The following is an 18,649-nucleotide window of genomic DNA, read 5'->3' on the forward strand; positions in this document are numbered from 1 at the left end:
ACAAAAACTTACCACCAATGCGTGCTTTTATCGGCGCCGCAACGAGACCCCGCGAAAACGCCGCGCCATTCTTGATATAAGTCAAATTCCCCCGCTCCAAGCGCGTGCCGGAGCGGGGGAAGTCTGCGTCATTCCGCCGCAGCCTCTTTCTGGACGCCATCCTCGTCCGAATGATCGGCAAGGAAGCCGCCCGACTGGCGGTTCCAGAGATCGGCATAGACGCCGCCCTCACCCACCAGTTCGAGATGCGAGCCGGCCTCGATGATCTTGCCCTTGTCGAGCACGACCAGCCGGTCCATCTCCGTCAGCGTCGACAGACGGTGGGCAATGGCGATGACCGTCTTGCCCTCCATCAGCGCGAACAGGTTCTCCTGGATCGCCGCCTCGACCTCGGAATCGAGCGCAGAGGTCGCCTCGTCGAGAACCAGGATCGGCGCGTCCTTGAGGAACACGCGGGCGATCGCGATACGCTGGCGCTGGCCGCCGGACAGCTTCACGCCACGCTCGCCGACCTGCGCATCGAGCGCCTTGCGCCCCTGCATGTCGACCAGGCCTTCGACGAAGTCCCAGGCGTTCGCCCGCTTCGCCGCCTCGATGATCTCCGCATCGGTCGCATCCGGACGGCCGTAGGCGATGTTGTCGCGGATCGAGCGGTGCAGCAGGGACGTGTCCTGCGTAACGACGCCGATCAACTCGCGCAGGCTTTCCTGCGAGACATGCGAGATGTCCTGACCGTCGATCGTGATGCGGCCGCCTTCGAGATCGTAGAACCGCAGCAACAGGTTCATCAGCGTCGTCTTGCCGGCGCCGGAGCGACCGACCAGACCCACCTTCTCGCCCGCCTTGATGTCGAGCGACAGGTTTTCGATGATGCCTTTGCCCTTCCCGTAATGGAACCCGATCCGGTCGTAATGGATCGCGCCCTTCTTGGCCGTCAGAGACGAAGCGCCCGGCTTGTCGGTGATGTCGTGCTCTTTCGTCATCATCTCCATGCCGTCATAGACCGTGCCGATATTCTCGAACAGCGCCGAGACTTCCCACATGATCCACTGCGACATGCCGTTGACGCGCATGGCAAGACCGATGGCAATCGCGATCGCGCCGACCGAGATGCCGCCGTTCAGCCAGAACCAGATCGACAGGCCCGAGATCACGAACAGCGCCACGCAGTTGTTGATATAAACGGCTGCGTGGAACATCGTGACCTTGCGCATCTGCTGATGCACGGTCTGCAGGAAGCCGTCCATGCCCTCCTTGGCATAGGTCTCCTCGCGGCCCGCATGCGAGAACAGCTTCACCGTCGCGATGTTGGTGTAGCTGTCGACGACGCGGCCGGTCATCAACGAACGCGCATCGGCCTGCATCGCCGCGATCTTGCGCAGACGCGGTACGAAATAGGCGACGATAGCGATATAGACGCCGAGCCATGCCAGGATCGGGATCATCAGCCGCCAGTCGGCCGCGGCGATGACCACGATCATCGAGATGAAGTAGCTGACGACATAGACGAAGACGTCGAGGATTTTCATCACCGTCTCGCGCACCGCAAGCGAAGTCTGCATCACCTTGGTGGCCACGCGTCCAGCGAACTCGTTGGCGAAGAAGGTCATGCTGTGACGCATCAGGAAACGGTGCATCTGCCAGCGGGCGATCATCGGATAGTTCCCGATCAGCACCTGGTGCATGATGACGGAATCCGCCACCGCCGCCAGAGGCAAGCCGATCAGGATCAGCGCACCCATCCAGTAGAGCTTGTAACCCTCGGTCTCGAGGAAGGTCTTGGGATCGGCATGCGTCAGCCAGTCGACGATATTGCCGAGGAACTGGAACAGCGCGACTTCGCCGACCGCGATCAGCATCGTCAGCACGGCCATGGCCGCAAGCCATGGGGCCGCGGGCTTCGTATAGTGCCAGCAGAAGGCAAACAGCCCCTTGGGAGGAACGCCGGGCTCCTCGGAGGGGAAAGGATTGAGACGCTGTTCAAACCAGCCAAACATGAAAATGCTCCGAACTTCAGCGTTCCTGCCCTCGCCGGCACAGACGCGCAACGGCTTATATGGGCAGTGGACGTTCAAGGGACGAGGCCAACATGGCCGCGCAATGGATTACGAAAGGGAGATCAGAAAGAAAAGGACGCTTTAGGAGCGTCGGGTCGCCATGATCCGCATATTGGCGGACGGGAGGCTGACATACGGCAATGCATTCATCTTGACGCTCCCTTGTTGGCGATTGAAGATATGCACCGATAACGCGAAATTGATGGGCTTTCCAGCCCAAACTTGCCGAAAGCCAAAGATTCGCGCCCAGAAAGCAGGCTGTTGCACCAAAACCGCACTTGCAATAGGTCAGGCCGGACAGAAGCGATCAAACGGGGCGATCATGGCGGACCTCAGAATAGCACTCTATCAGCCCGATATTCCTGGCAACACCGGCACCATCCTGCGGCTCGCCGCCTGCCTTGGCTTTGCCGTCGATATCATCGAGCCCGCCGGTTTCGACATCTCCGACCGCAACCTCAAGCGCGCCGGCATGGATTACATCGCCGCCGCCGCCCTCACCCGCCATGTCAATTTCGAGCAGTTCGAGGACTGGCGCAAGACGACTGGCCGCCGCCTCGTGCTGGCCTCCACCAAGGCCTCCGGCCGCTACACCGACTTCCGCTTCCACCTCGACGATATCTTGCTCTTCGGCCGCGAGAGCGCTGGTGTGCCCGACCACGTACACGACACCGCCGATGCCCGCATCCTGGTGCCTATGGTCGAGGGCCAACGCTCGATCAATGTCGCGGTATCGGCGGCGATGATCACGGGCGAAGCCATGCGCCAGACCGTCTGGTCCTGACCCTGCCACGGAAATGCCGGTTCAGCGGCGCATAATGTCGCGAACGGCGTTGTGAAATCGCCGATCAGGCGTATAATTTTTAGCCGGGCAAACAAAAAATCGGACGATATGCCGATATTTCAATGATTTGCCGCAACCAGAGAGTCGCCAAACGCGCCGCTGAAGGCGCCAAGAGATAGAAAAAGACAAGCCCGCATGGAATCCACAATCGTCATGATCAACCTCTTCGGCGCCGTAGCCTTGCTGCTGTTCGGCCTGTCGCAGGTGAAGGATGGCGTATCGCGGGCTTTCGGCGCGCGTCTGCGGACCGGGCTTGCCTCCGGCACCAAGAGCGGCCTGCGCTCCTTCGTCTCCGGCTTCGTTGCGACCATCGCGCTGCAGAGCTCCACCGCGACCGCCCTGATGGTCGCCTCTTTCGTCGAGCGCGAGCTGGTCAAGCCGCGCATGGCGCAGATCGTGCTTCTGGGCGCCAATGTCGGCACCGCCGTCACCGCCTGGATCGTCGCGACCGGCATCGAGTGGCTGTCGCCGCTGGTCATCCTCGCCGGCATCGTGCTCTATCGCGGCGGCTCGACCTCCCGCCAGGGCGGCGGTCAGGCGCTGATCGGTATCGGCCTCATGCTGCTGTCGCTGCACCTCTTGAGCAGCGCCACCGAGCCGATGCGCCAGTCACCGGCGCTCTCGGCCTTCATCGGCCTGCTCGACAATGCCTGGCCGGTGGCACTCGCCTTTTCGGCCTGCATCGCCTTCATCTCCTCCTCCAGCCTCGCCGCCGTCGTCCTCATCCTGTCGCTCGCCTCGACGGGCATCCTGTCGGCCGGCCTTGTCATCGTGCTGGTGCTAGGCGCCAATCTCGGCGGCGCCATCCCGCCCGTCATCGCCTCGCTTTCCGGCCCGGCATCGGTCAAGCGTGTCACGCTCGGCAACCTGATCGTCCGCGCCATCGGCTGCCTGATCGCGCTGCCGCTCGCCGGCTTCGGCGCCGATCTGCTGGAAACCCTGCCGCTGTCTCCCGCCAAGCTGCCGGTCGACGCCCATCTCGGCTTCAACCTCCTGCTTGCGGCCCTCGCCTGGCCCTTCTCGCGGCTGCTGTCGCGCCTGATGCTGAAGCTCGTCCCCGAGGACGAGCAGGCCGACAACGCGCCGCGCTATCTCGATCCGCAGGAACTCTCGACACCGGTCGTGGCGCTCGCCAGCGCGACCCGCGAAGTGCTTGGTGTCGGCGACCTGATCGAGCGCATGCTGCAGCGCGCAGCCGACGCCTTCGAGCGCAACAACATGTCGAAGCTGACGGAGATCGCGAGCCTCGAAAAGCGCGTCGACAGCCTGCAGCAGGAAGTGAAGATCTATCTCTCCAAGCTCGGCCGAGGCGGCCTCAGCGAAGAGGACGGACGCCGCTCCATCGTCATCATCGATTACGCCATCAATCTCGAGCATATCGGCGACATCATCGAGAAGGGTCTGCTGCCGCAGGTCGCCAAAAAGGTCTCGCTCGGCCTGAAATTCTCAGAAGACGGCTACGAGGAGCTGAGCAAGCTCTTCCACCTGACGCTGGAAAACCTGCGTATCGCCCAGACGATCTTCGTCACCCGCGATTTCAATCTCGCCCGTCAGCTGATGGAAGTGAAGGTGGAAGTGCGCCGTATGGAGAAACAATCCTCCGAGCGCCATCTGGAGCGCCTGCGCGACGGCCGTGCCGACAGCCTGCAGACGAGCTCGCTGCATCTCGACATGCTGCGCGACCTGAAGCGCATCAACGCCCACATCGTCTCTGTCGCGCATCCGATCCTGGATGAAAGCGGCCTCCTGATCGAAAGCCGCCTGCGCGACGCCGCCGAATAGGCCTCAATCGGCCGATGGCAGACGCCGCATGGTGAACTCGATCTGGTCGCCGTCGAGCTGCCGCCAGCTCTCGACCTCGGTCCAGTAGGCGGCCTTGGGATATTCGTCGAACCACTCGCGGGCCTTGGCGCGCGCATCGAGCAGCGCCAGGCAATAGGTCTGCCGCACGAACCGGTCGTTCTTGCGCGGCGTGCCCTCGGCCCGGTGCTTGGCAATCCGTCGTTTCAAGCCGTCAAATGACGGCGGTCCTGGGATCTTCGTCATACAACCTACCTCTAATACAAAAGGTAGTATCGACGCCTGAATATTGCGAGTCGAATCTGAAGCCTGCTCACCAACGCCGTTGGGCTGTTGGCGCTATGCCAAACGACCTGCTATCAGGGGCGATTGAAGCGGGCATGACTCGAATTTTGCCCGCGCGCATACCGGAGACGACGACTATGGAACGACCCGAACTTCCGATCGGCCTGCCCGCGGATATCGAGGACAAGAAGGAGATGGCCCGCACCTGGTTCGAGGGCCTGCGCGACCAGATCTGCGCCTCTTTCGAAGCGATCGAGAATGAGCTCGCAGGGCCGCTTTCCGATCGTGAGCCCGGCCGCTTCGTCGCCAAGGATTGGAAGCGCGAGAACGGCGCCGGCGGCGGCGGCCGCATGTCGATGATGGAAGGCCGCGTCTTCGAGAAAGTCGGCGTCCACACTTCCACCGTTTACGGCGAATTCAGCGCCGACCTGCGCGCCCAGATGCCCGGTGCCAAGGACGATCCGCGCTTCTGGGCTTCAGGCATCTCGCTGATCGCCCACCCTGTGAACCCCAACGTCCCCGCCGTGCACATGAACACCCGCATGGTGGTGACATCGAGCCGCTGGTTCGGCGGCGGCGCCGACCTGACGCCGGTGCTCGACCGCCGCCGCACCCAGGAAGACGACGACACCCGCCTGTTCCACAAGGCGATGGAAATCGCCTGCCGCAGCCACGCGGGCGTCGCCGATTACGACGCCTACAAGAAGTGGTGCGACGAATACTTCTTCCTCAAGCACCGCAACGAAGCGCGCGGCACGGGCGGCATCTTCTACGACTGGCTGCATTCGAGCGAGGAAGCGGGCGGCTGGAGCGCCGATTTCGCCTTCACCCGCGATGTCGGCCGCGCCTTCGCCATGGTTTATCCACGGATTGTTCGCTCCAACTTCAATAAACAGTGGACAGAACAAGATCGTGAAGAACAATTGATTCGCCGTGGGCGATATGTCGAGTTCAATCTGCTATATGACCGGGGAACGATCTTCGGCTTGAAAACGGGTGGGAATGTCGAGTCCATTCTCTCATCGCTACCCCCCGCCGTTCGCTGGCCGTAACTGGGAGGAAAGATCGGTAAACTGCGTGTGAGAGGCTTTCAATAAGCGGACCGGATACCCATTTCATGCATGTACGCGTTCAACAATCGGAGGAGGATTGTCATGACGATGCAGAGTGGAACACCGGCGACGGCAGGTGCTCAACAGCCACCCCGCCCAATCGACACACCCGAACTGCTGAACAGGCTGGCCGAAGCGCTGAAAGCCAAGAGCGGTTCCGATCTGCCCCTTTCCTGCTTTGTGGAACAGGTCAAGCTTCAACTCGCCGGCGGCCTGTCCGCCGAAGAATTGTCGCGCCGCACCAAGGGCCAGAACAATAGCGCCCACACGGATTGCTACCGCGCATGGGCGATGCCCGAATAATCGGGCTCACCGTCCGGGGAACGGACACATCGACGATCGCGTGAAACATGCGATCCCTACGGCCGGTGCGACAACCGGCCGGAACATTCCCGTCCCTGGAGCATTCCCACAAAACGCATAAGCGTCATTGAGAACTCAAGTCAGGAGGAGACGATGAGACTTTTCGAATGTGGAACGCTGGTCCCCGGATGCAGCTGGCACACGCGCGCAAGCGACGACGCCGAAGTCGTGCGCCGCGCCGTCGACCACATGAAATCCGCGCATGGCGAAACCATCATCCGCGAAAACATGGTCGACAACATCAAGGCCCGCATCCGCAACGAAGCGAACGCGGCCTGATCATTTAACGCGATCAGAAAGCCGGGCGAGCAACGTCGCCCGGTCGGAGGCGAAGTTTTCCTCCACCCACTGATGTTCCAGCGCGGCCAGCGTCTCCCCGACCTGCCGGCCCGACGGAATGCCTGCCGCCATCACATCTCCGCCATTCACAGGAAAGCTCGGCTTTACCCATGCATTGGCATGGTCGAGCAGCTTGTTCAGCCGCGCCGATCGGGCCATCTCCGCCATGTCGCCCTCGGCCTTCCCGCGCGCCACCGCAAGCGCCAGCTTCAGCCGCGTGATGATACCCTCGGCACCATTACGATAGAGCAGACGGTCGAAGGCCGCCGTCGACATCTCGTCGTTGATGGGCGCCGCATTAGCCCACGCCTTGAAGACCGCCGCTTCCGCATTGGCGAGCTTCAGCCGCGCCGCCATCGCCTCCAGCCGCTTGGCGTCGGGCGGCACGATCGCGGCCAACCTCAGCAGCGGATCTGGCGCCCAGCCAAGCGCCTTCTCGGTCGCGATCAGCGCCGGGATCGCATCGATGCCCCACTTTTCGGTCTCCGGCAGAATTTCCGTCAGCGCGCCCACGGTGCGCATCCACAACAGTGCCCGCCCCGGATCTTCCGCCGACAACAGCTTGCGCATCTCCGACCACACCCGCTCGGCCGACAGCGTCGAAAGCTTGGAGCGGGCAGCCGCGGCCGCCCGCAACCCATCCGCATCCGGCCGCCCCGAGCCGTAATAGGCAAAGAAGCGGAAAAAGCGCAGGATGCGCAGATAGTCTTCCTTGATCCTGGTCGCGGCATCGCCGATGAAGCGGATGTTGCGCTTCTCGATATCGGCAAGCCCGCCCACGAGATCGACCACCTCGCCGCTCTCGCCCACATAGAGCGCGTTGATGGTGAGGTCGCGCCGCTCGGCATCCGTCTGCCAGTCGGTGCTGAACGCCACCGTCGCCCGACGCCCGTCGGTCTCGACATCGGCGCGCAGCGTCGTCACCTCAAACGGCTTGCGGTCGATGACGAGCGTCACCGTGCCATGCTCGACGCCCGTCGGCACCGCCTTGATCCCGGCCTCCTTGGCGCGCTCGATCACCACATCAGGCGTCAGCGTTGTCGCCACGTCGATATCGCTGACATCAAGCCCCATCAGGCTGTTGCGCACGGCGCCCCCCACCACGCGCCCCTCGCCGCCATCGGCATTCAGCAGCGAGAAAACGCGCTTCAGCGCCGGGTCGTTGAACCATGCTTCGTGAGCAAGGTTGGTCATGCGTAGAGCCTTTCGTAAAGCGTGCGGACAATGCCCGCGGTGATGCCCCAGATCATTCTGGTTTCATAGGGCATACGATAGAAATGTCGGTCGAGCCCGTCGATCATTCGCTTGTCGCGAATGTGGTTTCCAGGCGCCATCAGGAAGGAGAGCGGCACCTCGAAAACGTCGTCGACCTCATCGGGATTGAGCGTGAGAGCAAAGCCCGGCTGCACCACCGCCAGCACGGGCGTGATCCGAAACCCCGTCGAGGCCAGATAAACAGGCAGCCGCGCCACGGTCTCGACGAACGAACCCTTCAGCCCGATCTCCTCGTCGGCCTCGCGCACGGCGGCCTGCTCCGGCGTCTCGTCCGCGCCATCGATCTTGCCGCCGGGAAAGGCGATCTGGCCGGAATGCTCGCGCAGCGTCGAGGTGCGCTTGGTGAAGATCACCCGCGCCTCGTCGCCGTCGTCGATGACAGGCACCAGCACGGCTGCGTCCCTGAGCTTGAACGTCTCCACCTTGGCGACGATCTCGGGGTTCAGGATATGATCGCCATGCTCGCGCCACGACAGATCGACCGGCCCGCCCATCTGGTGCATTGCCCGGCGTCTGAATTCGGCTGCGGAATAAAGCGCGCCGTCCTTGGTCTGAATCTGGCTCATCGCGACAGCGCATCCAGTTCGGCCGCCGGCATCACGGGAAAGGTCTCGCCGCCCGAGCGCAGGCAGAACATAGGGACGCCATCGACATCAACAGTCTCGCCGAGTTCCACGAGTTGATACATGACAGCCCGCGACACCAGCGCCTCCAACCGGCCGCGCACGTGCAGGTACGGCTTCAACTCATTGTTATCGCCGTGGATGACAAACCTGATCGGATGCGCCTTGCCAGCCTCGATGACATCGCCGACATTGGTGCGAAAGGTCAGCACCGCCTGCCCGTCCCTGACGGAGGCGTTCATCTCGACAGCGAGGAACGGCGCATCGACGATCCGGATACCGACTTTTTCCACAGGAGTTACGAGGTATGTCTTGCCATCCTCATCCTTGCGCAGAACCGTGGAAAACAGCCGCACCAGAGGCGCACGGCCGATCGGCGTCCCCATGTAGAACCACGTCCCGTCGGCGCGGATCTCCATGTCGATATCGCCGCAGAACGGCGGATTCCATTTCTCGACGGGCGGAAGACCGCGTTTCGCATCGCCACCATCGCCCGCGGCGCGCGAAATCAGCGCGGCCAGATCCGCGGCATCGGTCGCTGCCTTGATCTCTTCGGTTGCCATTGTTCCGTCTCTGTTTGCACTTAACGCAGGAATGTCACGAGATAGTCATTCGAAACGAACTTGTCAGCCCGCAACATCTTCATAACTCTATCGGGTATGAGGCACACGTGTAAAAGTCCGACGATTCGCGACGAATGAGATCAGCCGCTGGAGAGATGCCTGATGGGTATGATGAAGACCGAAGCCCCCCTCGATGAAAAGGCGATCGTCGCCGCAGCAGAAAAAGCGCTTGCCGATATCGCCACAGTGAGGAGCGAGGTCTCCAAGGTGATCTTCGGCCAGGAAAGCGTCGTCGAAAACACGCTGCTTGCCGTTCTCTCGGGCGGCCACGCCCTGCTCGTCGGCGTCCCCGGTCTTGCCAAGACCAAGCTCGTCACCACGCTCGGCGAAGTGCTCGGCCTCGGCGCCAACCGCATCCAGTTCACACCCGACCTGATGCCATCCGATATCCTCGGCTCCGAAGTGATGGACCAGGACGAGACCGGCCGCCGCTCCTTTCGCTTCGTCAAGGGTCCCGTCTTCGCACAGCTGCTGATGGCCGACGAAATCAACCGCGCATCGCCGCGCACCCAGTCGGCGCTGCTGCAGTCGATGCAGGAGTACCACATCACCGTCGCCGGCCAGCGCTACGACCTGCCGACGCCCTTCCACGTGCTCGCTACCCAGAACCCGCTGGAGCAGGAAGGCACCTATCCTCTGCCCGAAGCACAGCTCGACCGCTTCCTGCTGCAGGTTGACGTCAACTACCCGGAACTCGCCGCGGAACGGCAGATTCTGCTTGACACCACGGGTCTTGCCGAAACCAAGCCGCAGGCGGTGCTCAGCGCCGAGCGCCTGATCGAGATCCAGACGCTGATCCGCCAGATGCCCGTCAGCGACAAGGTGGTCGATGGCATCCTGGCGCTCGTCCGCTCCGCCCGCCCCGGCCAGGGCAACGCCGCAACCGACAAGAACGTCGCCTGGGGCCCCGGCCCGCGCGCCGGCCAGGCGATGATGCTCTGCGCCCGCGCCCGCGCGCTCTATGAAGGCCGCCTCGCCCCGTCGCTCGATGATGTCCACGCGCTGGCCGAACCCGTGCTGCAGCATCGCATGGCGCTGACTTTTGCTGCCCGTGCCGAGGGCATGTCGGTGCGCGACGTGATCGCCGGGCTGGTCAAGCAGGCCAAGGGCTAAGCTCAGGAAGGAAGCCTCACGCGTGGCATCGATCGGACAGACCGTCACTCCGACCCCAGGCAGCGATGCCCTTGCACGTGCAAGGCAGCGCGCCAGCCTGCTGCCGGATTGCCTCGTCGAGGCCAAGCGGATCGCCAACACCGTGATCGCCGGCTGGCACGGCCGCCGCAAGCGAGGGATCGGCGAGAATTTCTGGCAGTTCCGGCCCTATAGCGAAGGCGAAAGTCTGGCGCGCATCGACTGGCGCCGCTCGGCCCGCGACGACCACACCTATATTCGCGACCGCGAATGGGAAGCGGCCCACACCATCTGGCTCTGGGCCGACATGTCGCCGTCGATGATGTACAAGTCGACCTTCGGCAGCGTCTCCAAGGAAAGCCGTGCGTTCGTCATCATGCTGGCGCTCGCCGAAATCCTCGCCCGCTCCGGTGAACGCGTCGGCTGCCCCGGCGTGATGGAACCGATCTCCGCACGCAACGCCGCCGAGCGCCTGGCCGTCGCCCTGATGCACGCGCCCTTGACCGGCGGTCTGCCGGATACCGCCATGATCCGCGGCTCGAGCGACCTCGTGCTGATCGGCGATTTCCTCGATGATGCCGAGGCCGTGATGGCTCGCATCGGCCCGCTCGCCCGTCGCGGCCTGCGCGGCCACGTTATCGAGGTGGCAGATCCCGCCGAGGAGCTGTTTCCCTATACCGGCCGCACCGAGTTCACCGATCCCGAGACCGGCTCGAAGCTCACTTCCGGCCGCGCCGAGAATATCCGCGACGCTTATACGCGCGCCTATCTCGGCCGCCGCGATGGTCTTGGCCAGAGCCTGCGCCACCTCGGCTGGACCTTCATCAGCCATCGCACCGATCACCTCGCCTCCGAGGCGCTGGTCGCCGTCCACATGCATCTCTCGGGCATGCCCGGCAAGGCAACGCATGGAGGCCAGCTGTGAACGCGCTTCCCTTTGCCTTTGCCTATCCGGCCATTCTCGGCGCGCTTGTGGCGCTTCCCGTCATCTGGTGGCTGCTGCGCCTGACCCCGCCGCGCCCGAAGACGGAAGTCTTCCCGCCGCTGCGCATCCTCGCCACCGTTTTGAAGCGCGAGGAAACGCCGGCCCAAAGCCCCTGGTGGCTGACGCTGCTGCGCATGTTGCTCGCCGCCGCCGTCATCCTCGCCATCGCCGATCCGGTCTTCAACCCGCGCACCAGTTCGATCGCCACGGGTGGCCCGCTCGTGCTCTTCGTCGATAATGGCTGGGCGACCGCGCCCGACTGGGAACGCCGCGTGCAGACCGCCGAGGCACTGATCGACGACGCCGATAGCGCCGGCCTGCCCGTCTCCATCACCTTCACCGCCGATCCAAGCAACGATGCCGTCGCCGGCACCGCCGCCGTCGCTCGCGAAAAACTGCGCGCCGCCGAACCGCAGCCCCTGGTGCCCGACCGCCAGCGCGCCTTCGAGGCGCTGCGCGCCGCGCTGAACGGCGTGCATCCCGGCACGCTCGCCTTCCTGACCGATGGTGCCGCCGCCAACGACAACGACGCCACCGTGCGCCAACTCTCCGACCTGCAGCCCGGCCAGCTGCGCCTGATCGCCGGCGACGCCGCGCAGACGGTGGCAATAACAGGCGCCAACAACGCCGCCGACGCCATGACCGTCACCGCGACCCGCCTCGACGGCGCCTCGGCCGCCACCCTGCCGCTGACAGCACAGGACGCGCAGGGCCGCGCCATCGCCTCGGGCTCCGTCTCCTTCCAGCCCGGCCAGTCCGTGGCCTCGGGCTCGATCACCGCCCCCTTCGAGATGCGCAACGACTTCGCGCGGCTCAGCATCGACAATCACGCAACGGCAGGCGCCGTCCACCTGCTCGACGACGGCTTCAAGCGCCGCCGCGTCGTGCTTCTGTCCGGCGAGGCCAGCGACAGCTTCCAGCCGTTGCTGTCGCCGCTCTATTACATCCAGCGCGCCTTGCAGCCCTATGCCGACCTGATCGAGCCGAACGCGCCCGATCTCGCCACCTCCATTCCCGATCTCCTGGCGCAGAACCCCTCGGTCATCGTCATGGCCGATATCGGCCGCCTGCCGCAGGAAACCTATGATCCGCTGCAGCGCTGGATCAACAATGGCGGCACGCTCATCCGCTTCGCCGGCCCGCGCCTCGCCGCCGCGCCCGCCGACGACCCGCTGGTGCCGGTCACGCTTCGCCAGGGCGAACGCGCGCTCGGCGGCGCGCTCTCCTGGGCCGAGCCGCAGCAGCTGGCAGAGTTCCCCAATTTCGGCCCTTTCGCCGGCATGGCACGCCCGACCGACGTCACCGTCAAACGCCAGGTGCTGGCGGAGCCGACGCCGGATCTGGCCGAACGCACCTGGGCTAGCCTTGCCGACGGAACCCCGCTGGTAACGATGAAGCCGATGACATCAGGCCGCATCGTGCTCTTCCACGTCAGCGCCGAGGCCACATGGTCCGACCTGCCGATCTCAGGCAATTTCGTCGAGATGCTGCGCCGCCTCGTTCAATTGTCGCGCTCCGGCGGCGTCACCTCGCAATCCGGCGGTGCCACCACCGCCGAAGCACTGCCGCCCTTCCGGCTCCTGACCGCCAAGGGCGCGCTCACCACCGAGACCGGCGCGGCGCGACCGCTGATCCCCAACGCCAAGGCCGCCCCTGTGGCGAGCTTCGAAAATCCGCCGGGCCTCTATGGCTCCGAGGAAGGGTTCATTGCCTTGAACGTCCTGCCCGCGAATGCCGAACTCAAACCCCTCGATGCCTCGGGCGTGACGCTGGTGCGCGAAGGCCTGATCGGCGGCGAGACATGGTCGGCCAAGCCCTCGCTCTTCCTCATCGCCTTCCTGCTTCTGCTGGCCGACAGCCTGATCGTCATGTTCATGAGCGGCGCCTTCTCGCGCCTGCGCCCGGCCGCCCGAACGGCTGCAATGATCGCGGTCGCCGTCAGCGCCGCCTTCCTGGTGCAACCCGGCCAGTCGCGCGCCGACGACAGCAAGCCCGGCGACGAGCAGATCTTCCAGCGGCTCGACAACACCCACCTCGCCTATGTCGTCACCGGCGAGGCCGAGGTCGACCGCATCTCCGAGCGTGGCCTCGAGGGCCTGACCGAATATCTCACCTTCCGCACCACGCTCGAACCCGCCGCCGCCGTCGGCCTCGACCTGACCAAGGACGAGCTCTCCTTCTATCCGATCATCTACTGGCCGATTTCCGCCTCCGCGCCCATGCCGTCAGCCGCCTCGATCAACCGCATCGACGCCTATATGCGCGCCGGTGGCACCGTGCTCTTCGACACCCGCGACCAGTTCAGCGCGCTCGACAACAGCGGCGGCAGCAGCGCCAATGGCGAGCGCCTGCAGCAGATTCTGGCCAATCTCGACATCCCGCCGCTGGAGCCGGTCCCCTCCGACCACGTGCTCACCAAGTCCTTCTATCTTCTGTCGAGCTTCCCCGGCCGCTATGCCGGCAGCCCGCTCTGGATCGAGGCGCGCCAGGATAATCGCTCCAACAACGCAAAGTCCGCGGCAACCGCCGATGGCGTCTCGCCGATCCTGATCACGGGCAATGATTTCGCCGGCGCATGGGCCGTGGACGACAATGGCGTCCCGCTGCTGCCGACAGTGCCCCCTGACGAGGCGCAGCGCGAATACGCCTATCGCAGCGGCGTCAACATCATGATGTATATGCTCACAGGCAACTACAAGACCGACCAGGTCCACATCCCCGCCCTCCTCGAACGGCTGGGGCAGTGACATGACCGTTGATTTCGCGCCCTTCATTCCCTGGCCGCTGCTAGCTGGCCTCACGATCATCGTCGTCGCTATCGCAGCACTCGCCATCTTCAGGGGCGTACGCGGCGCGTGGATCCGCACCGTCGCGGCGCTGGCGCTTTTGGCAGCGCTTGCCAATCCGCTGCTGATGCAGGAAGACCGCGAGCAGCTCTCGACGGTCGTCCCCGTTATCGTCGACCGTAGCCAGAGCCAGCAGACGCCCGAGCGCATCAAGATGACCGACGACGCACTGGCCGCGCTGAAGGACCGCCTCGCCCGCTTCCCGAATGTCGAGCCGCGCTATGTCGACGCCACCGAGCCGGAAGATTCCGACGCCCCCTCGACGCGTCTCTTCAACGCGCTGTCTGCCGCCGTCGCCGACGTGCCGCCCGCTCGCATCGGCGGCGCCATCATGCTCACCGACGGCCAGATCCACGACGTGCCCGGCGTCAACCAGGCGCTCGGCTTCGACGCCCCGATCCACGGCCTGATCACGGGCAAGGCCAACGAATTCGACCGCCGCATCGAGGTCATCAAGGCGCCGCGCTTCGGCATCGTCAACGAGGAGCAGCAACTGGTGCTGCGCGTCTTCGACGACGGCCCGAGCCCCGGCGGCACCGCCGACGTGACGGTGAAGCTGAACGGCAACGAGATCGCCACGCTGCAGGCAACGCCCGGCCGCGACACGCCCTTCTCCTTCAAGGTCGAGCGCGGCGGCAGCAACGTGCTGGAATTCTCGGTCGCCGCCCTTCCCGGCGAAGTCACGCAAGCCAACAACCGCGCCGTCCACGTCATCGACGGCATCCGCGAGAACCTGCGCGTGCTGCTGGTTTCCGGCGAGCCGCATGCCGGCGAGCGCGCCTGGCGCAACCTCTTGAAATCCGACGCCTCCGTCGATCTCGTGCACTTCACCATCCTGCGCCCGCCGGAAAAGCAGGACGGCACGCCGATCAACGAACTGTCGCTGATCGCGTTTCCGACCCGCGAGCTCTTCGTCGACAAGATCAAGGATTTCGACCTGATCATTTTCGACCGCTATCAGCATCGCGGCGTGCTGCCGATCCTCTATTATGATTACATCGCGCAATATGTCGAAAACGGCGGCGCGCTCCTGATCGCCGCAGGTCCCGAGCATGCCGGCCCGGATTCGATCGCGCTGACGCCGCTATCCTCGGTTCTCCCCGCCGCCCCGACCGGCCAGATGGTCGAGAAGGCCTTCTATCCGCGCCTCTCCGACGAAGGCAAGAAGCACCCCGTCACCCGTGGTCTCGACGGCTCCACCGACGAACCGCCGCATTGGGGCCGCTGGTTCCGCTCGGTCGGCGTCGAGCCGCCGCAGGGCGAGACCGTCATGGTCGGCGCCGACAATAATCCGCTCCTAGTGCTGAACCGCGCCGGCCAGGGCCGCGTCGCCATGCTCCTGTCCGATCAGGGCTGGCTCTGGGCTCGTGGCTTCGAAGGTGGCGGCCCACACGTCTCGCTCTATCGCCGCGTCGCCCACTGGCTGATGAAGGAGCCGGCGTTGGAAGAGGAAGCACTTACAGCCCGCGCCTCCGGCCGCACGCTCGAGATCACCCGCCAGACCATCGGCGACAATCCCGGCAACGCCACCGTGCGCTACCCCTCCGGCAAGACCGAGACCCTGCCGCTCGTCCAGTCCGAGCCCGGCCTCTTCAAGGCCGAGAAGCGTATGGACGAAATCGGCCTGTTCGAGATCCGTAACGGCGAGATGAGCACGCTCGTGCATGTCGGCGCAGTCGATGCGCCGGAGTTCAAGGCGATGATCTCGACGCCCGACGTGCTGAAGCCGATATCGGACAAGACACGAGGCCTCGTCGCCCGCGTCTCGGATACCGACGGCAACGTCGAGATACCACCGATCCTGCCGGTGCGCGGCCAGATCCGCGTCGCCGACGACGACCGCATGCAGATCCGCCTGACCAACGAGACGGTGCTGAAGGGCATCAACACCCTGCCGCTCTTCGCGGGCTTCGCCGGCGTCGGCATCCTGCTGCTCGCCTTCGGCGCCATGTGGTGGCGCGAGGGCCGCTGAGGCAATGCCGCAACTGGAACTGACCGCCACGCCCTCCCCCGATGACCTCGCGGTCATCGGCGAGACCCTCACTGCCTTCAACCACGCCGACGTCGGCCCGGCCGATCGCCAGACGTTGGCGGTACTGATCCGCGACGAGGATGGAAAGGTGATCGGAGGGCTCTCCGGCTACACCGCCTGGGGCTGGCTCTTCACCCAGCTGCTCTTCATCCCGGAAAACCACCGCGGCACCGGCCTCGCCGGCCGCCTGCTCTCCATGGCCGAACACGAAGCCGCCAATCGCGGCTGCCACGGCGCCTGGATCGACACCTTCAGCCCAACGGCGCTCAAGGCCTATCGGAAACAGGGATACGAGATCTTCGGCGAACTGCCGGACTTCCCGAAGGGTCGCACGCGGACGTTTCTGCGCAAGGCGCTGACGCCCGAAACCTGAAGGCCCCCTCAGGCGATCGACGCCTGTCGCGTCTCCGAATCGATCGCCACGGCCGCCAGCGCCGAGATCACGAGGAAGCCGGCGAAGAGGCCGATCGCAATGCCGAGCCCTTCGGAGACGACCAGCGCCATCAGCGACGGCGCGAGAAGACCACCAAGTCGCGCGACAGCACCGGCCGTGCCCATGCCGGTCGCCCGCACCGCGGTCGGGTAGAGCTCCGGCGTATAGGCGTAGAGCGCGCCCCATGTCCCAAGCAGTGCGAAGCTCATGATCAGCAGCGACGCACCGACCATGATATCGACGCTGGAGATGACGAACAGCAGGCAGCCCGCCGCCGACAGAAGGCAGAAGCCGATCAGCGTCGGCTTGCGGCCCCAGGCCTCGACGCCATAGGCGGCGAGCGCATAGCCGGGGATCTGTGCCAGCGCCACGAAAACCAGGAAGCCGTAACCCCGGACGAAGCCGAAGCCATCGCCCGCAAGCTTCGCCGGCATCCAGGTGAAGACGCCGTAATAGGAGACCGACACGAGGAACCAGATCGCCAGGATCATGACAGTGCGACGGCGAAGCGCGCCCGAAAACACGCCTTCGGAGGCCGCGTGCGCCGGCGAGACCAGCTGGTCGTCGGCGCCGAGCACGGGCTTGCCGTTCGCCACGAGCACCCGGTTGATCGTCTTCTTCGCCTCCTCGCCGCGCCCGCCGCGCAAGAGATAGAGCGGCGATTCCGGCACGAAGAGGCGCAGACCGAGCCCGAGGATGGCAGGCACCGCCGTCACCGCGAAGATGTAGCGCCAGGCATCCTGAACGCCCGCGACACTGGCAGCCCATGCAGCAAGCGCCACGATCAGCGTTCCGATCGCCCAGAAACCCTCAAGCGCCACCAGCCAGCGGCCACGGCTTTTCGATGGCAGGAACTCCGCCATCATCGCATAATCGACCGGCAGCGTGCCGCCGACGGCCACACCGGTGAGAAAGCGCAGGACAAGCAGGATGGTGAAACTCGGCGCGAAAACCGACAGCGCCCCGAACACCGCGTCGCAGGCGACAGTGAGCAACAGCACATTGCGCCGCCCGACCTTGTCGGCCAGCCGGCCGAAGGCATAGGCGCCGATGAGCATCCCAAGGAAGAACAGCGTGCCGGTCTGCAGCGCCTGCGGTACCGTCAGCCCGAAGCTCGCGGCGATCGAGGCGGCGGTAAAGCCGACCGCAAGCACCTGCATCGCATCCGCCGTCCAGACAAGGCCGAAAATGCCGAGAAGCCGCCGTTGAAACGGTCCGGTCCCCGCGCGATCCAGCGCCTCGTCGATTGAAACGCGACTCATGCCTGTCCCCCTCAAGCCTATGAAAGACCACGCGAAGCGCGGCCTCCGTCATAGCTCAATAGAACAGATGGCCTATTTGCGCCAGCCGATCGTGCCCTTCAGCCGGCCATGCACGTCCTCGCCGAGCGGCACGACAAGCACCCGGCCGGGATCGACCGGCCCCGGAAATGTCAGCGCGTTATAGGCGACCTTCTCGAAGCCGAGCGGCCCGTAATAGGGCGGATCGCCGACGAGGATGACGGCCTCGGAGCCGTTGCGCTTGGCCGCTTCCACCGCGATCCGCACAAGCTCGCGGCCGATGCCGCGGTTCTTGTGCGAAGGGCGAACGGCGAGCGGGCCGAGCAGATGGCCGGGCACGTCGCCGGCCATGACGGGTGTCATCCGGACCGACGCGATCGTCTCGCCGTCATCGGCGCAGATGAAGGACAGCGACAGATCATGCGGCCCCTGCTCGCGGATGCGGGCCGCGGCGCGGGTGTGCCGGCCTGGGCCGAATGCTTCTTCGTTGATGTGTTCGATAGCGGCGTCGTGAGACGCGTCCTCAGTGAGGTAGACCAGATCGTGCTTGTGCATGAAGAGACAGAAACCGGATAGACAAAATGATGGGTTCTCGAACACGCCCATGGGCGTTCGGGAGCA

At 64.7% G+C, this 18,649-nt stretch carries 17 protein-coding genes; 10 read left to right on the forward strand and 7 right to left on the reverse strand.

The window, feature by feature from the left end; all coding sequences use genetic code 11:
* Positions 1-128 precede the first annotated feature (128 nt).
* Positions 129-1,997 (reverse strand): ABC transporter ATP-binding protein, encoded by a 1,869-nt coding sequence (locus tag ACODTZ_RS15970; RefSeq protein ID WP_489026751.1) that lies wholly within the window; start codon positions 1,995-1,997, stop codon positions 129-131.
* A gap of 382 nt (positions 1,998-2,379) precedes the next feature.
* Here ACODTZ_RS15970 and ACODTZ_RS15975 point away from each other — a divergent pair, with 382 nt between their 5' ends.
* Positions 2,380-2,841 (forward strand): tRNA (cytidine(34)-2'-O)-methyltransferase, encoded by a 462-nt coding sequence (locus tag ACODTZ_RS15975; protein ID WP_489026752.1) that lies wholly within the window; start codon positions 2,380-2,382, stop codon positions 2,839-2,841.
* A 195-nt stretch (positions 2,842-3,036) separates the two neighbouring features.
* Positions 3,037-4,683, forward strand: coding sequence for a Na/Pi cotransporter family protein (locus ACODTZ_RS15980; RefSeq protein ID WP_047506123.1), 1,647 nt, complete (start codon positions 3,037-3,039; stop codon positions 4,681-4,683).
* Between the two features lie 3 nt (positions 4,684-4,686).
* Here ACODTZ_RS15980 and ACODTZ_RS15985 read toward each other — a convergent pair whose 3' ends face one another.
* Positions 4,687-4,947, reverse strand: coding sequence for a hypothetical protein (locus ACODTZ_RS15985; RefSeq protein ID WP_018897365.1), 261 nt, complete (start codon positions 4,945-4,947; stop codon positions 4,687-4,689).
* A 176-nt stretch (positions 4,948-5,123) separates the two neighbouring features.
* On the opposite strand from ACODTZ_RS15985, the gene hemF reads away from it, so the two are divergent.
* The 3 genes from hemF (at position 5,124) to ACODTZ_RS16000 (ending at position 6,740) form a co-directional block, all read left to right on the forward strand.
* Positions 5,124-6,038: an oxygen-dependent coproporphyrinogen oxidase gene (gene hemF, locus ACODTZ_RS15990; RefSeq protein ID WP_489026753.1), complete on the forward strand. Its 915-nt coding sequence runs from the start codon at positions 5,124-5,126 to the stop codon at positions 6,036-6,038.
* Between the two features lie 102 nt (positions 6,039-6,140).
* Positions 6,141-6,401 (forward strand): hypothetical protein, encoded by a 261-nt coding sequence (locus ACODTZ_RS15995; RefSeq protein WP_489026754.1) that lies wholly within the window; start codon positions 6,141-6,143, stop codon positions 6,399-6,401.
* Positions 6,402-6,554: 153 nt separating this feature from the next.
* A complete protein-coding gene (locus tag ACODTZ_RS16000) occupies positions 6,555-6,740 on the forward strand; it encodes a DUF1059 domain-containing protein (protein WP_018897362.1) in 186 nt (61 codons plus the stop codon).
* Here the strand turns inward: ACODTZ_RS16000 and ACODTZ_RS16005 are convergent, their stop codons facing one another.
* From ACODTZ_RS16005 to ACODTZ_RS16015, 3 genes are read right to left on the reverse strand one after another with little or no spacing between them, the layout of a single operon-like run.
* Positions 6,741-7,994, reverse strand: coding sequence for a CCA tRNA nucleotidyltransferase (locus tag ACODTZ_RS16005; RefSeq protein ID WP_489026755.1), 1,254 nt, complete (start codon positions 7,992-7,994; stop codon positions 6,741-6,743). It abuts the gene before it with no gap.
* Complete coding sequence (locus ACODTZ_RS16010; RefSeq protein ID WP_489026756.1) at positions 7,991-8,641, reverse strand: CoA pyrophosphatase; 651 nt, start codon at positions 8,639-8,641, stop codon at positions 7,991-7,993. The genes ACODTZ_RS16005 and ACODTZ_RS16010 overlap by 4 nt, the downstream gene beginning before the upstream one ends.
* A complete protein-coding gene (locus tag ACODTZ_RS16015; RefSeq protein ID WP_489026757.1) occupies positions 8,638-9,261 on the reverse strand; it encodes a DUF1285 domain-containing protein in 624 nt (207 codons plus the stop codon). Before ACODTZ_RS16015 ends, ACODTZ_RS16010 begins: the two co-directional genes overlap by 4 nt.
* Before the next feature lie 162 nt (positions 9,262-9,423).
* Here ACODTZ_RS16015 and ACODTZ_RS16020 point away from each other — a divergent pair, with 162 nt between their 5' ends.
* From ACODTZ_RS16020 to ACODTZ_RS16040, 5 genes are read left to right on the forward strand one after another with little or no spacing between them, the layout of a single operon-like run.
* On the forward strand, positions 9,424-10,434 hold the full coding sequence (locus tag ACODTZ_RS16020) for an AAA family ATPase (RefSeq protein WP_489026758.1): 1,011 nt from the start codon (positions 9,424-9,426) through the stop codon (positions 10,432-10,434).
* 22 nt (positions 10,435-10,456) lie between these two features.
* The gene (locus tag ACODTZ_RS16025; RefSeq protein ID WP_047506140.1) at positions 10,457-11,377 is read left to right on the forward strand and encodes a DUF58 domain-containing protein; all 921 of its coding nucleotides are present in this window, start codon (positions 10,457-10,459) and stop codon (positions 11,375-11,377) included.
* Positions 11,374-14,184 carry a DUF4159 domain-containing protein gene (locus ACODTZ_RS16030; RefSeq protein WP_489026759.1) on the forward strand — a complete coding sequence of 937 codons (2,811 nt, stop codon included), beginning with the start codon at positions 11,374-11,376 and terminating at the stop codon, positions 14,182-14,184. The genes ACODTZ_RS16025 and ACODTZ_RS16030 overlap by 4 nt, the downstream gene beginning before the upstream one ends.
* Before the next feature lies 1 nt (position 14,185).
* Complete coding sequence (locus tag ACODTZ_RS16035; RefSeq protein WP_489026760.1) at positions 14,186-16,255, forward strand: hypothetical protein; 2,070 nt, start codon at positions 14,186-14,188, stop codon at positions 16,253-16,255.
* A 4-nt stretch (positions 16,256-16,259) separates the two neighbouring features.
* Entirely contained in the window at positions 16,260-16,688 is a 429-nt protein-coding gene (locus ACODTZ_RS16040) for a GNAT family N-acetyltransferase (RefSeq protein ID WP_489026761.1), read from the forward strand.
* A gap of 8 nt (positions 16,689-16,696) precedes the next feature.
* Here the strand turns inward: ACODTZ_RS16040 and ACODTZ_RS16045 are convergent, their stop codons facing one another.
* A complete protein-coding gene (locus ACODTZ_RS16045) occupies positions 16,697-18,010 on the reverse strand; it encodes an MFS transporter (protein ID WP_489026762.1) in 1,314 nt (437 codons plus the stop codon).
* A 72-nt stretch (positions 18,011-18,082) separates the two neighbouring features.
* A complete protein-coding gene (locus ACODTZ_RS16050) occupies positions 18,083-18,583 on the reverse strand; it encodes a GNAT family N-acetyltransferase (RefSeq protein ID WP_111562890.1) in 501 nt (166 codons plus the stop codon).
* Between the last annotated feature and the right edge of the window lie 66 nt (positions 18,584-18,649).

It is taken from the genome of Rhizobium sp. FG113, from assembly GCF_057809895.1.